At 39.3% G+C, this 13854-nt stretch carries 13 protein-coding genes; 4 read left to right on the plus strand and 9 right to left on the minus strand.

What is annotated here, in order from left to right:
• Positions 1 to 132: 132 nt before the first annotated feature.
• Both parC and parE read right to left on the minus strand, forming a co-directional pair.
• Positions 133 to 2601, minus strand: a complete 2469-nt coding sequence (gene parC, locus RWN13_RS07330) for a DNA topoisomerase IV subunit A (protein ID WP_314061828.1) — start codon at positions 2599 to 2601, stop codon at positions 133 to 135.
• Positions 2602 to 2615: 14 nt separating this feature from the next.
• The gene (parE, locus tag RWN13_RS07335) at positions 2616 to 4688 is read right to left on the minus strand and encodes a DNA topoisomerase IV subunit B (RefSeq protein ID WP_314061829.1); all 2073 of its coding nucleotides are present in this window, start codon (positions 4686 to 4688) and stop codon (positions 2616 to 2618) included.
• Positions 4689 to 5146: 458 nt separating this feature from the next.
• Here parE and RWN13_RS07340 point away from each other — a divergent pair, with 458 nt between their 5' ends.
• Entirely contained in the window at positions 5147 to 6031 is an 885-nt protein-coding gene (locus tag RWN13_RS07340) for an NAD-dependent dehydratase (RefSeq protein WP_314061830.1), read from the plus strand.
• Positions 6032 to 6191: 160 nt separating this feature from the next.
• Here RWN13_RS07340 and RWN13_RS07345 read toward each other — a convergent pair whose 3' ends face one another.
• The 4 genes from RWN13_RS07345 to RWN13_RS07360 form a co-directional block, all read right to left on the minus strand.
• Entirely contained in the window at positions 6192 to 6377 is a 186-nt protein-coding gene (locus tag RWN13_RS07345) for a hypothetical protein (protein WP_314061831.1), read from the minus strand.
• Between the two features lie 204 nt (positions 6378 to 6581).
• Positions 6582 to 7013, minus strand: a complete 432-nt coding sequence (locus RWN13_RS07350) for a hypothetical protein (RefSeq protein WP_314061832.1) — start codon at positions 7011 to 7013, stop codon at positions 6582 to 6584.
• A gap of 15 nt (positions 7014 to 7028) precedes the next feature.
• Positions 7029 to 7457: a CoA-binding protein gene (locus tag RWN13_RS07355; protein WP_314061833.1), complete on the minus strand. Its 429-nt coding sequence runs from the start codon at positions 7455 to 7457 to the stop codon at positions 7029 to 7031.
• 104 nt (positions 7458 to 7561) lie between these two features.
• Positions 7562 to 7879 carry a MazG-like family protein gene (locus tag RWN13_RS07360; RefSeq protein ID WP_314061834.1) on the minus strand — a complete coding sequence of 106 codons (318 nt, stop codon included), beginning with the start codon at positions 7877 to 7879 and terminating at the stop codon, positions 7562 to 7564.
• A gap of 232 nt (positions 7880 to 8111) precedes the next feature.
• Between RWN13_RS07360 and RWN13_RS07365 the strand changes: the two genes are divergently transcribed.
• The 3 genes from RWN13_RS07365 to ald all read left to right on the plus strand — a co-directional run bounded on the left by RWN13_RS07365 (position 8112) and on the right by ald (position 10674).
• Entirely contained in the window at positions 8112 to 8678 is a 567-nt protein-coding gene (locus RWN13_RS07365; protein ID WP_314061835.1) for a TIGR00730 family Rossman fold protein, read from the plus strand.
• A gap of 76 nt (positions 8679 to 8754) precedes the next feature.
• On the plus strand, positions 8755 to 9384 hold the full coding sequence (gene plsY / locus RWN13_RS07370; protein ID WP_314061836.1) for a glycerol-3-phosphate 1-O-acyltransferase PlsY: 630 nt from the start codon (positions 8755 to 8757) through the stop codon (positions 9382 to 9384).
• A gap of 177 nt (positions 9385 to 9561) precedes the next feature.
• A complete protein-coding gene (ald, locus tag RWN13_RS07375) occupies positions 9562 to 10674 on the plus strand; it encodes an alanine dehydrogenase (protein ID WP_314061837.1) in 1113 nt (370 codons plus the stop codon).
• A gap of 66 nt (positions 10675 to 10740) precedes the next feature.
• On the opposite strand, the gene RWN13_RS07380 is transcribed toward ald, so the two are convergent.
• Genes RWN13_RS07380 through hslU form a run of 3 tightly spaced genes read right to left on the minus strand, consistent with a single transcriptional unit; the run spans position 10741 to position 13845 of the window.
• Positions 10741 to 11616 carry an aldose 1-epimerase family protein gene (locus RWN13_RS07380; protein ID WP_314061838.1) on the minus strand — a complete coding sequence of 292 codons (876 nt, stop codon included), beginning with the start codon at positions 11614 to 11616 and terminating at the stop codon, positions 10741 to 10743.
• Between the two features lie 16 nt (positions 11617 to 11632).
• A complete protein-coding gene (codY, locus tag RWN13_RS07385; protein ID WP_314061839.1) occupies positions 11633 to 12424 on the minus strand; it encodes a GTP-sensing pleiotropic transcriptional regulator CodY in 792 nt (263 codons plus the stop codon).
• A 23-nt stretch (positions 12425 to 12447) separates the two neighbouring features.
• Positions 12448 to 13845, minus strand: coding sequence for an ATP-dependent protease ATPase subunit HslU (gene hslU / locus RWN13_RS07390; protein WP_314061840.1), 1398 nt, complete (start codon positions 13843 to 13845; stop codon positions 12448 to 12450).
• Positions 13846 to 13854 lie beyond the last annotated feature (9 nt).

Below are 13854 nucleotides of genomic sequence, written 5' to 3' on the forward strand. Positions count from 1 at the left end.
GTGCTAAAATACCGGAAACCTGTACTATAACAGACTATCCTAACTCGATATATTGTATAACAGAAACGGTTTCCTTTGTGAAATAGATTGTATACGAAAAACCCATCCGAAATTCATCGGATGGGTTTTTGATTAATTAGTCGTATCAGGTTCAGGTATAATCACTTTTGTTAAGGTTCTAACAGCATAGACTAATCCATCTTTTTTCTCGTCAGAGATAAAGGAACCATTTGAAGTGCGATCACTAACAGGATAGTCCTTCGCTTCAAACTCATAGCGGGTATTATTCTGAGTGGTAACTTCAATCACCTGATTAGCGACTGACTCACCCATATAGGCCACTCGGTGAGGGTTATTTTTCAACTCGCGAATTACCATTAATCCTCGTTTAGCACGACTTAAGGTCGTGACTTCTTGAGCCAACATGCGTTTAATCGAACCTCGTTGAGTCACAATAGTAATGGGTGTATCCCCTTCTGGAATTACAAGAACACCATTGACAACATAATCACCGTCTTTAAGATTAATTGATTTAACGCCTGCGGCACGAGCACCAACTGTTGGTACCTCAGCTAGCGGATAGCGCAAACCAAATCCACGGTAACTGACTAGGAAAATATCCAAGTCGGCTCCATCATCGACTAAATAACAATTGACGATTTCTTCTGTTTCACCTTTTAAGTTCATGCACATAGTAGGTCGACCTTTATACGTTCGCCAGACAGCAAACTCTGACATCTTGGTTTGTTTAATCATGCCATCCCGAGTAATAAAGACAAATGATTTCTCTTTATTAATATCTTTGTAATCAAATACGGAAACCACTACTTCATCCACTTCGAGTCCTGAGATATGTTGCGAGATGTGTTCACCAACATCTTTCCAGCGAATATCTGGTAATTCGTGAACTGGGCGATAAATCATATTTCCTTGATTGGTCACCAGCAACACATGTTCCAGAGTATTTAGCTGTTTAGCAAAAATCAGATAATCTGTATCTTTCATACCAATTTCATCGGGGCTAGAGGCTCCAAACGACCGTAGACTACTACGTTTCATATAACCTTCTTTGGTCACCGTGACAATCACATCTTCTTGAGTGACCAATACTTCTGTGTCAACCACAAGTTCTTGGATTTCATCTTCGATGATCGTCATTCTTGGGTTAGCGTATTTCTTTTTAACATCTCGCAATTCTGCCTTCATCAGCTTCATTAACTCGTGCTGATTGTTCAGGATGCTCATCAAGAAATCAACTGTTTCCTGTAAGTCTTTTGCTTCACTCTCAAGAGCGGTGATATCTGTATTAGTCAAACGATAAAGTTGTAACGACACAATGGCCTCAGCTTGTTCTTCCGTGAATTCATAAGCTTCTACCAAGTTCATTTTAGCATCTTTCTTATCTTTACTGCCACGAATCGTCGCAATGACTTCATCTAATATCGACAATGCTTTTATTAAACCATCAACGATATGCTGACGTTTGCGGGCTTTTTTCAAATCAAACTGACTACGGCGGGTAATCACTTCTTGACGGTGAGTGATATAAGCCTCCAGAAAACGTCTTAAACCAACTTGTTTCGGTCGTTGTTGATCAATTGCGACCATGTTAAAATTATAATTGACCTGCAACTCCGTATTTTTAAACAAATAGTTTAAAATCCCAGTGGCATTCACGTCTTTCTTTAGTTCCACCACAATTTGTAAGCCCGTTCGGTCGGTTTCATCACGAACTTCAGCGATACCATCAATTTTTTTGTTTAGACGAATTTCGTCCATCTTCTTCACTAAATTGGCTTTATTGACTTCGTAAGGAATTTCATTAATAACGATCTGTTCCTTACCGCCTTTAATACTTTCAATTTTGGTTTGTGAGCGTAAAACCACCCGCCCTTTCCCAGTTTCATACGCTTGCTTAATTTCATTTTTACCTTGTAAAATCCCACCCGTCGGGAAATCCGGTCCAGGAATGTATGCCATCAATTTATCAAGACTGGCATTTGGATGATCAATCAGATAGATTGTTCCGTCAATGACTTCGCCTAAGTTATGAGTAGGAATGTCTGTTGCATAACCAGCAGATATTCCCGTAGAACCATTCACTAACAAATTAGGATACTTTGCCGGTAAAACAGTTGGTTCCTTTTCTGTATCGTCAAAGTTCCAAACCATATCAACAGTTTCTTTTTCGATATCTTCTAGAATTTCCCCACTAAGTTTGGATAACCGCGCTTCTGTGTAACGCATGGCAGCTGGTGGATCACCATCCATACTCCCGTTATTTCCATGCATTTCAATTAAAATCGCACGAAGTTTCCAATCTTGACTCATCCGCACCATGGCTTCGTATATACTGCTATCACCATGGGGATGATAATTCCCCATAATATTCCCCACAGATTTAGCAGATTTTCGAAATCCTTTATCAAACGTATTACCATCATGATCCATCGCGTATAAAATCCGGCGTTGAACCGGTTTTAGGCCATCACGAATATCAGGTAAGGCCCGCTCTTGAATTATATATTTTGAATAGCGACCAAAACGATCGCCCATGACTTCTTTCAGGGCAAGTTCTTGAATATCATCGCGTGCACTCATATCAATCTTCCCCCTTAATCCTCTAAGTCAAATAAATTAAGTTCATTTGACTCGTCATTTGTTTCGTGATCATCTTCTTGACTAGTGAACTCCTCATAGGACAGAGCTTCATTATCGTCATGATTTTTATTTTCTAAAATACTATCAGCTTCTTCCAAAGTAAAAGCCACATTGTTTTCAATCCATGTCCGGCGACGATCGACTTTATCACCCATTAAAGTGGAAACAATTCGCTCGTTGCTACCGGCTTCGCCATCTTCTTCATCTAGCGTTACCCGAATTAAAGTCCGAGTTTCTGGATCCATGGTCGTTTCCCACAATTGATCGGCATTCATTTCACCAAGACCTTTATAGCGTTGAAGCATGTAGCCTTTACCAATTTTTTGAGCCGCAATTTCCATCTCTTCATTCGTCCAAGCATATTCAGAAATCGCCTTGCGTCCAACACCTTTGGAAATCTTGTAAAGAGGTGGTAAGGCAATATAGACTTTACCGGCTTCGACTAAAGGTTTCATAAAGCGGTAAAAGAAAGTCAAGAGCAAGGTCTGGATGTGGGCACCATCGGTATCCGCATCGGTCATGATAATGACTTTATCGTAATTGCAGTCTTCTAAAGAAAAATCAGGATCAATCCCAGCACCGATTGTATAGATCATCGTGTTAATTTCTTCATTTTTTAGAACATCTTGAATTTTAGCTTTCTCCGTGTTTAGGACTTTTCCTCGTAAAGGTAAAATCGCTTGGAATTTACGATCACGGCCTTGCTTGGCTGACCCACCGGCGGAATCTCCCTCGACTAAGTACAATTCATTGCGTTTAGGGTTGCGGGATTGCGCAGGTGTAAGTTTACCTGATAGTAAAGATTCACCTTTACGACGCTTTTTCCCTGAACGGCTTTCTTCACGCGCTTTACGAGCTGCATCACGAGCTTCACGGGCTTTGATAGCCTTGCGAATTAGCATCTGACTCATTTCACTGTTCTCTTGTAAATAGAAGCCCATTTGCTCACTGATGACATTCTCAACAACTGAACGTGCCATCGGCGTGCCTAATTTTCCTTTTGTTTGGCCTTCAAACTGCAACAAGTTTTCAGGAATCCTCACAGAGATAATGGCTGTTAAGCCCTCACGGAAGTCGCTTCCTTCTAAATTTTTATCTTTATCCTTTAGAAGACTGGCTTTTCGGGCGTAATCATTATAAGTCTTAGTCATGGCCGTTTTCATTCCCACTTCGTGGGTACCACCATCTTTTGTTCGAACATTATTTACAAAAGAGAGAATATTTTCTGAATAGCCATCGTTGTACTGATAAGCATATTCAACTTCAATGCCTTCTTTTTCACCAGAAAAATACACCACAGGCGTTAAATCGTCTTTGTCTTCATTTAAATACTCGACAAACTCTTTAATCCCCTCTTCATAATGAAAGATTTCTTCAACTGGTTCTTCTGGGCGTTCATCACGAATCGTGATTTTTACTCCTTTTAATAAGAAGGCAGACTCACGCAAACGCTCAGATAAGGTTTCATAAGAATATTTGGTTGTCGAAAAGATTGTGTCATCTGGTAAGAAACGGATAAATGTTCCATTTTTCTTTTTCGTTTTACCTATTTTTTTTAATTTCCCATCAACTTTGCCGCCATTGATAAATTTTTGTTCGTACTCAACGCCATCTCTAACAATTGACACATAAACCCATTTAGATAAAGCATTAACCACACTTGCCCCGACACCATGAAGCCCACCTGAGGTTTTATAACCACCTTGGCCAAACTTTCCGCCTGCATGGAGGACAGTGAAGATAACCTGAACTGTCGGCACACCAGAAGCGTGCATTCCAACAGGCATACCACGACCATAGTCTTGGACACCGATACTGTTATCTTTATAAATTGTCACATCAATTTCACTACCGTAACCGGAAAGAGCTTCATCCACTGCATTATCAACAATTTCGTAAACCAAATGATGAAGGCCACGAGAATCTGTTGAACCGATGTACATTCCTGGCCGTTTACGGACTGCTTCAAGTCCCTCGAGAACTTGAATGGAAGCATCATTATAATCATTCATAACTTTTTTTGGCATTATATAACTCCCTTGTTTCAAACTAATCAGGTTTTGTAGCCAACGCTACTTATTGTAGTCATTGCCCACACCATTTTTAATCATACTCTAAATTTTGCGAATTGAAAAGCTATTTTAAATCATAAATCATCTTTTTTTAGCTAAAACTAGCCTTTTCTAGCTAACATTATACTCAACTCTCAAAGATAAATCAAAAATCAGCTAAAATAAACCAAAAGATGAAAGCTGTGCTACTTTACCATAAAAAAAGCGACAGTTCAACTTTTACGTCAAGAGACAATCATCCTTCTTTTGATTTGAAGAGAAATAAGCTATGATTATCATCATGGCTATTTCTAAATAAAGATAGACATTATTTTTTTTGTAACTGAGACAATGGAAATCCCAGACCTCTGCCCATTCATTCTATAATGGCAGTAATAGTTAACCACAAACTTAAAATTAAAGGAGAACCTAGTATGACACAATTATTAATATTTGGTGGCACCCGTTTTTTCGGAAAAAAAACCGTTGAACACTTTTTAAATCAGGGATATGAGGTAACTGTCGCCACCAGAGGACGATTACAAGACGATTTCGGTAAGCGAGTCAAACGGATCACGGTAGATCGTCAAGACCGCCATCACATTGGTTGGCAAGCCATTGCTAAAACAAATTGGGACTTGGTCTTTGATAATATCTGTTATACCAAGGAAGAAGCCGCCATTGCCTTGGATTATTTGACGACAGTTCGTCATTATTTAGTCACATCCAGTTTAGCAGTCTATGAGGGAGAACCCGCATCTATGGGATTTACTGAAAATCAATTTGATCCATCTAACTATCCTATTGAGAAAAAAAATGTGGACTATGGGGAAGGCAAGCGACAGGTTGAGGCTTATTTCACTGAACACGCCAGCTTTCCAGTCACTTATTTGCGATTTCCTGTTGTACTTGATGACGACGACTACACCCAGCGTCTTCACTTCTATATTCGCCAGGCGTTAGCTGAAGAGGAAATTGTCTTTCGAAACGAAACCGGGCATTTTTCTTATATTAAGGGATCGGAAATCCCATTGGCTATTCAGTTTATAATTGATAACAAGATCTATGGCCCTGTTAACATCAGTTCTAGCGAACCTTTTTCAACTGCTCAATTTGTGTCAAATATAGCTTTAGCAACTAATAAGGAATTAAAGATTAGCTTTACTGAGGCAAAAGAGCAGTCTCCTTTTTCTCATTATGATGTGGCAATGGATGTTAGTTATTTAGCCCAACTCGGTTATCCAGTGACCACTTTAGCATCATGGTTACCAGATTTAATGAAGCGTTTGGTTGCTGAGGAAACAGCGTCCTTTGGATAAACTGGTCTTTCACCAGTCAGCAATTAACGGCTTGCTGAGCACACCGCCATATAGAAAAAAACTGTCCGTAACTGGACAGTTTTTTTATTTATTTGGATAAAACCAATGTCGTTATTAAGTCTTGTTATGAAGCACCCGAGTTAAAAAGTGCTTGGCTCAATTAATCTTTACTGCGTTTCTTTTTCTTACGGGCACCATTATCTCTAGATGACATTTCTTCTAACTTATCCTCAAGATACTCTACCCGTCCTTTAGTCCCACCGGCTTTAATAAATGCTACTAGACTGATGATTAATGCCAAAATACTAGCTACTAGGCCAACGTATTGCATAATTGCTTCCATCACACACTTCCTCCATTCAATAACTTCGTTTGTTTTTAATTCGTTAATTAACTGACGCTCGGATGTAACCGTAAAATAAATCCATTGTTACTACACTTCTTCATTTTATCACATGTTACCATCGTTGTTAACTAATTCATCGTATAATTAGAACACTTTTTGCAAACGGACACTGATCATAGGTTGAATTAGTGCTTGTGCCCTCAGTTATGAAGGACTATCTTTACCATCTACAATAGCGGCTAGGAGTTCACTAATCTCATTTTTTTTTGCAAGTAAAGCCCCTTGCTTATTATCACTGGTTTCTGTAAATACTTCTAAGCCTTTAAAAATCAACTCCTGATACAAAGGTGATTGCCTACTAGTACTCCGATCAATTTGCTGACGTAACATCTTAGCTTCTTCCCTTGAATAATGCCCAAATCTTTCTAACATCTGCCCTTCAATCTCCTCAACCACTTTATCTTTAGCCTTAAGAGCTTTTAAATAAGCACTTAGATAGCCTAATCCATACGTCAACCAGTAGTCTTTTTCTTGGTTAGTTAAATCAATTGACGATTCTTGAAAAAAGGAATTCATCAAAGGTTGCCAATCTCTTTCAGGAGAAGTCTTAGACTGCTTTTTTCTAAATCCAAACATCAATCTTCCTACTTTCTATTGTGCGTCAAACAAACGCAGTTCAATGGCGATACAACGGTTCATAATAACGTCTTTGCGATCTGCTTCCGCTAAAATAGTTGCTGCTTTCTGGCTTTCCAATTCCAGTTGCGCCCAAAATACTTTCGCATCCGTTTGGATAAACTCGTTGGCAACATCCGCCAAATACTCGCTGCGACGGAAAACATCCACAATGTCAATCTTGCCAGGAACCTCCATCAAAGTTCCGTAGACGGTTTCGCCTAAGATATCTTGGCCGACTAAAGTCGGATTGACAGGGATAATTTCGTAGCCGCGGCGCTGCAATTCCTCAGCAATTTGATAACTGGTTCTGTCCGGTTTGTTACTCAGACCAAACACAGCAATCCGCTTAGCCTCTTTTAAGTAGTTAAAAATGGTCTCTTGATCGGGATTAATAAAACTCATCTAAATACCTCCTATATATTCTCTAATATCCGTTTTATCGATTAGGGAATGAATCTATGTTAATATCTTCTATTTTAGCTTACTTTAAATGTTTAGCAAAGTAATTAAGTACTTCTTCGACCTTCTAATTTGGTTTGATGAGCAAGTAACAACTCTTCTAGGGTTATTTCATACTTACTTGCTAAAATAAGCACATTGCCTAGCACGTCACCTAATTCTTCTGTCAACTCTGCCATTAGTCGCTCCTCTGATTTAGGGGCTTCGTCAGCTCGGTCACGACCAATTTCCAGCGCCCTAATTGCTCTTGCAACTTCTCCAGTCTCCTCTGCTAAAAAACCAATCCGAATAAAGGCGTTAAGGTCCTTCCATCCCCTATCCTGGTAATACGCATCCAACCACATTTGAAATTCGGTAATATCCATCATAGCTCTCCTATCTGCTTATAATCTCCTCATCAGCTCTTCAGTCAAAAAGTAAATACGCTGGTCATAACTCCTGACAGAAATTCACACAATTGTAAAAAAAACGTCACGGTTTAATATAAAAAATGAGTATGGACTTGAATAGAACCACTTCATTATGATACTATATATTGTGTTGATGGTAAACAACTATCTACATATAGTGTTACAAAAATGAAGGAGTCGTTGCAAAATGATAAAAAATATTGCCGTTTATTGCGGTTCAAGTACGGGTAAAAAACCTGATTATACAAAAGCAGCCGTCGCAGTTGGCGATTGGTTAGTGACTCATAAATACGGATTAGTTTACGGTGGCGCCAGTTTGGGCTTAATGGGAACCGTCGCCGATACTGTTCTAGCTGGTAAGGGTCATGTATGTGGTATTATGCCTGACATTCTTGCTAATAGAGAAATAGCGAAGCCTGCTATTAGCCAGTTTATCACCGTTCCAGATATGCATGCTCGCAAAAAATTGATGATGGAGAAAGCAGATGGCTTTATTGCTCTACCAGGTGGATGTGGAACGATGGAAGAAATATTTGAAGTCATCACTTGGTCCCAAATTGGTGCCCATGAAAAACCATTTGCCTTTTATAATGTGGCAGGTTACTATAACCACCTTTTTGATTTCTTAAATGTTATGGAAGACGAGGGCTTTACTAACCCGAAACACCGCCGAGATATCATAATCAGTGATTCTTTAGCTGATATTTACACTCACTTTGCGACATATCAAAGTCCTGGTCTGAAAGACTATTAAATATTAACACTGCTTATTGTTACTGCCCCCCTTTCATGGTAAAATGATTGCTAGTCTTAGTATGAGGAGTTATTTTATGAAAATTGCAATCATGGTGTTAATCGGCTATCTATTGGGATCCATTCCCTCTGGTGTTTGGATTGGCAAAATATTTTTTAAGAAAGATGTCAGAGATTACGGCAGCGGAAATTCCGGTACGACCAATACCTTTCGCGTGCTTGGGAAAAAAGCAGGAATTGCGGTCCTTCTGTTGGACATCTTGAAAGGAACTCTGGCAACTTGCTTGCCTTTGTTTTTTAACAGCTCGATTAACCCTCTTTGGATTGGTCTGAGTGCCGTAATAGGACACACATTCCCTGTGTTCGCTAAATTCAAAGGTGGCAAAGCAGTTGCCACTAGTGCTGGTATGTTATTGGGATATAACCCAGTGTTCTTTCTTTTCTCTGCAACCATCTTCATAATCTCATTGTTGTTAACAAGTATGGTTAGTCTTGCCAGCATGGTAAGTGCAGTGTTAATTACATTATCAACAGTTATTGTGCCATTCCTTTGGCCAACTATTTTACCAGGGTTTAACTGGCTACTGACATTAATCGCTTGTGGCCTAACGATTTTTATTTTTTTCCGTCACAAAGACAATATTGTTAGAATCAAAAATGGGACAGAAAGTCGAGTCCCTTTCGGCCTTAATAAAGTAAAAAAATAAGCTTTTATTAAACCCTTAACAAAAACACAGGTTAAATCGTGAGCGATTTCACTTGTGTTTTTTGCGTAACGACTGCTTTTTTAGAAAATTATCCGCGATTATGAGAACATTTTAATAATATTCATGTTATACTATTTAGGTAACTATTTTTCAAAAAGTGAAAGTGGGTTTATTATTATGATAATTGGAATACCAAGAGAAGTTAAAAACAATGAAAACCGAGTCGGCATGACTCCTAACGGCGTGGCATCTTTTGTCGCAAACGGCCATGAGGTTCGAGTAGAAGCAAATGCTGGAGTAGGTTCGGGTTTTTCCGATTACGACTATGAACAGGCAGGCGCTTCGATTTGCGGATCAGCACCGGCTGTTTGGGCATCTGAGATGGTCATCAAAGTAAAAGAACCTTTGGCTGAAGAGTACCACCATTTAAGAGATGGTTTAATTTTATATACTTATTTACATCTGGCACCTGCCAAAGAGTTAACCCAACAATTATTAAATAGCGGCACGACGGGTGTTGCTTACGAAACCATTCAGCTGCCAGATCGCAGCCTACCACTACTAGTACCAATGAGTGAGATTGCTGGTCGCATGTCCGTTCAAGTAGGGGCTGAATTCTTGGAAAAAACAAAAGGTGGCAAAGGTATTTTATTATCGGGAATACCTGGTGTGAAACGTGGGAATGTGGTGATTATTGGCGGAGGAAATGTTGGGGCTAATGCAGCCAAAATAGCCTGTGGTTTTGGTGCAAGCGTCACGATTTTAGATGTTAATCAACAACGTTTAGCTGAGTTGGACATTCAGTTTGGCAATCAGATTCAAACTCTGGTCTCAAACCCTCACACCATTGCGGAAGCCGTTAAAACTGCTGATTTAGTCATTGGAACAGTTTTAATACCAGGTGCTAAAGCCCCTACCCTAGTAACTGAAGAAATGATTATGGCTATGGAAGAAGGTTCTGTCATCGTTGACGTCGCAATCGATCAAGGTGGGATTTTTGAAACAATCGATAAAATAACCACCCACGATCACCCTGTGTATGTTAAACACGGTGTTTTACATTACGCTGTTGCAAACATGCCTGGAGCTGTTGCTAAAACAGCTACTATAGGCTTGACGAACGCCACGTTACCATATGCCATGTTGATTGCCAATAACGGCTTAGAAAAGGCACTAGCACAAAATGAAGCTTTGCAAAAAGGTGTGAATACCTATCAAAAACATTTAACAAATAAAGCAGTTGCCCATTCTCAAGATGTGGATTATACTGAACTGCTTGCCTTGATTTAATTAAAAATTCCCGCCAGCGGTATTCGCTGACGGGAATTAAATTATCATTTAGTTTACATAATAATATTATGCGATTTCTATTTGATACACCTGAGTGAATAACTCTCCTATCCCCAATTGATTAATGCCTAGTTTATCGGTTAACTGCCCTGTTGCTTGAACAGTATCAGCAATGCCGCACCACGGTTCAATGCAAACGAAGGGCGCTTCCTTGGGATAAGGACTCCAAATCCCTACAAACGGCATGTCATCATAAGAAACAGTCACACTATGAGGTGTTTCTTCTGATTTAATACTGTAACTGTTTGGTCCAACTGTCTCATAAATCAACGCATCATTCTTAAAGAGCTCTCTAGTCAGTAATATATCGGTATTGGTTTGTCCCAATGTTTTATTATCATTGTCTACATAAGCTCCTGCCAAAGGTAAACTTAAGCGAGATTTTCGAGGTGAAAACTGTAAGAAATAATCATCAAAATCTCCTTTTCCATCGATTGGCACATTAAAGGCAGGATGCCCGCCAATTGAAAAGAACATTTCTGTTTCACCGCTATTGCGCACTTCATACCCACATTTCAGACGACTGTCTTTTAATTCATAAGTTAAAACCAACTCAAACTCAAAGGGATACAACTTCCTTGTTTCCTCATTGCTTTTTAAGACAAATGAGAGACGTGTTTGACTTTCTTGCTTTGCTGTAAAGACTTGATCACGAGCAAACCCGTGTTGTCCTACGTGATAAGTTTGACCTCGATACACATATTGATCGTCTTTTAAGCGACCCACAAAGGGAAACAGAACTGGGGAGCGACGACCCCAGAATTCAGGATTACCTTGCCATAAGTACTCAATGCCTGTTTCTTTCGCCACCAGGCTCTGTAACTCGCCACCCAGTTCTTTAAAACTTGCTCTTAACACGTCGTTCTCAATTACCCATGCCATAAACAATAATCTCCTTTTAAACAGATTCTTTTTCTAATTCTTCTTTAAACTGCGTATTGATAATCTTAATGTAAGTCCCTTTCATTCCTAAAGAACGAGACTCAATAATTCCCGCAGATTCTAATTTGCGCAAGGCATTAACAATCACCGAACGGGTAATCCCAATACTATCAGCAATATTTGATGCGGTTAAACGCCCCTCATCTCCTTCAAGTTCTTCAAAAATGGCTTTCACCGCTTTTAATTCACTGTAAGATAAGGTACTAATAGCCATCTGAACAGCTGTCGAGCTACGAATTGTCTCTTCGATACCACGAGAGACTTGATACAGCATCTGCATGCCTACCACAGTTCCACCATACTCAGCTAAAACTAGATCGTCTTCCGTAAACGTTTCTTCCAACCGCCCTAAAATAATCGTTCCAAGTCGCTCGCCAGCCCCATAAATTGGCACAATAGTCGACAAAGCGTTAGGAAACATCTCCTGAAGTTCAACAGGAAATGCAGTCATTGGATTGGTAATCCCGACATTCGCTTCAGTCATTTGCAGTTGCAAAACATTATTGGTGTAATCCTTTGGGAACTTTAAAATTTCCAGCATATTTTTAACACGATCATTGTTAATATCGTGAAGCACATTATAACCTAAAACACTCCCATCCGTATTAATGATATACGTATTGGAATCTAAAGTAGTTCCCAGGACCTTGGCCATTTCATTATAGGGAAATGAAACTCGGTCACTAAAGGTGTTTTTTTGTTGCAACATTTGGTTAATATCCCTTGTTTTCTCTAACAAACTTGCCATTTATTTAACCTCCTAAGTTATTTTTATAAAATAAAGCGGCTTAAATCCTGATCCTTGATAATATGACCCAACTTTTCATCCACATAGTTTTCAGTAATCATAATTTCACCCATTTGCATATCTGGTGATTCGAATAGCAAGTCCTCTAATAACTTTTCTAAAATTGTATGCAAACGACGAGCCCCAATATTATCTGTTTCGCTATTAACGCTGAAGGCAATATCGGCAATTCGTTGAATAGCTTCAATCGTAAAGGTCACATCAATGTTTTCAGTCCCCAGTAAAGCGATGTATTGTTTAATAATCGCATTAGTTGGCTCCGTTAAAATTCTGACAAAGTCCTCTGCTGTTAAATCATCTAATTCCACACGGATTGGGAAACGTCCCTGTAATTCAGGAATTAAATCACTAGGTTTGCTTAAATGGAAGGCACCTGAAGCAATAAACAAAATATGATCTGTCTGAATCACACCGTATTTAGTTGTCACAGATGACCCCTCAACAATTGGTAAAATATCTCGTTGAACGCCTTCTCGTGAGACTTCCCCAGATTGTTGAGATTTCGACGTGATTTTATCAAATTCATCGATAAAAATAATCCCACTATTTTCAGCCAGTTTAATGGCTTCGTTATATAAATCACCCTTGTTAACTAACTTTTCCGATTCCTCGCGAATCAGTATTTCACGAGCCTCTGAAACGGGAACGCTACGCTTAATTTTTTTCTTTGGCGTCAAAGCACCTAAGGTATCACCCAAATCAATTCCCATTTGCTCTAAGCCGTTATTCATGGCAGGAACAGCATTTTTAGGTTCATCCATTTCAATCGTCACTTCACGATTTTCCAAGGTTCCTTTAGCTAACTCCTCTGCAATTGTTCGGCGATTAGCGCGAATGGTATCTGTCACTTCTTCTTTTTCTTCTTGAGGATTTTGCATAGCATTCATCATTTGGGTCATCATATCAAATTGATTTGATGCTTTTTTCTGTTCTTTTTTGATTCCTGGAACTAGCAGTTTTACCAAACGACTTTCGGCTTGCTTTTTAGCTTGGATATAAACACGGCTGTATTGCTCTTTTTCAACTATCCCTAGACTTGACTCAACTAAATCCCGGACCATGGACTCAACATCTCGACCAACATAACCGACCTCTGTAAATTTAGTTGCTTCAACTTTAACAAAAGGAGCTTGAATGATTTTAGCTAAACGACGAGCAATTTCAGTTTTACCGACACCTGTAGGTCCGATCATCAACATGTTTTTAGGCGTCACTTCTTGTTGCATCTCTTCATCTAACAACATACGGCGATAACGATTGCGTAAGGCAACTGCAACAGCTTTTTTTGCCATTCCTTGACCAATAATATAGTCATCTAAATCTTTCACAATTTCTCTTGGTGTTTTATTCATCTGATTCATAGCTGATCC

The organism is uncultured Vagococcus sp. (assembly GCF_963518325.1).
Lineage (GTDB): Bacteria > Bacillota > Bacilli > Lactobacillales > Vagococcaceae > Vagococcus_D.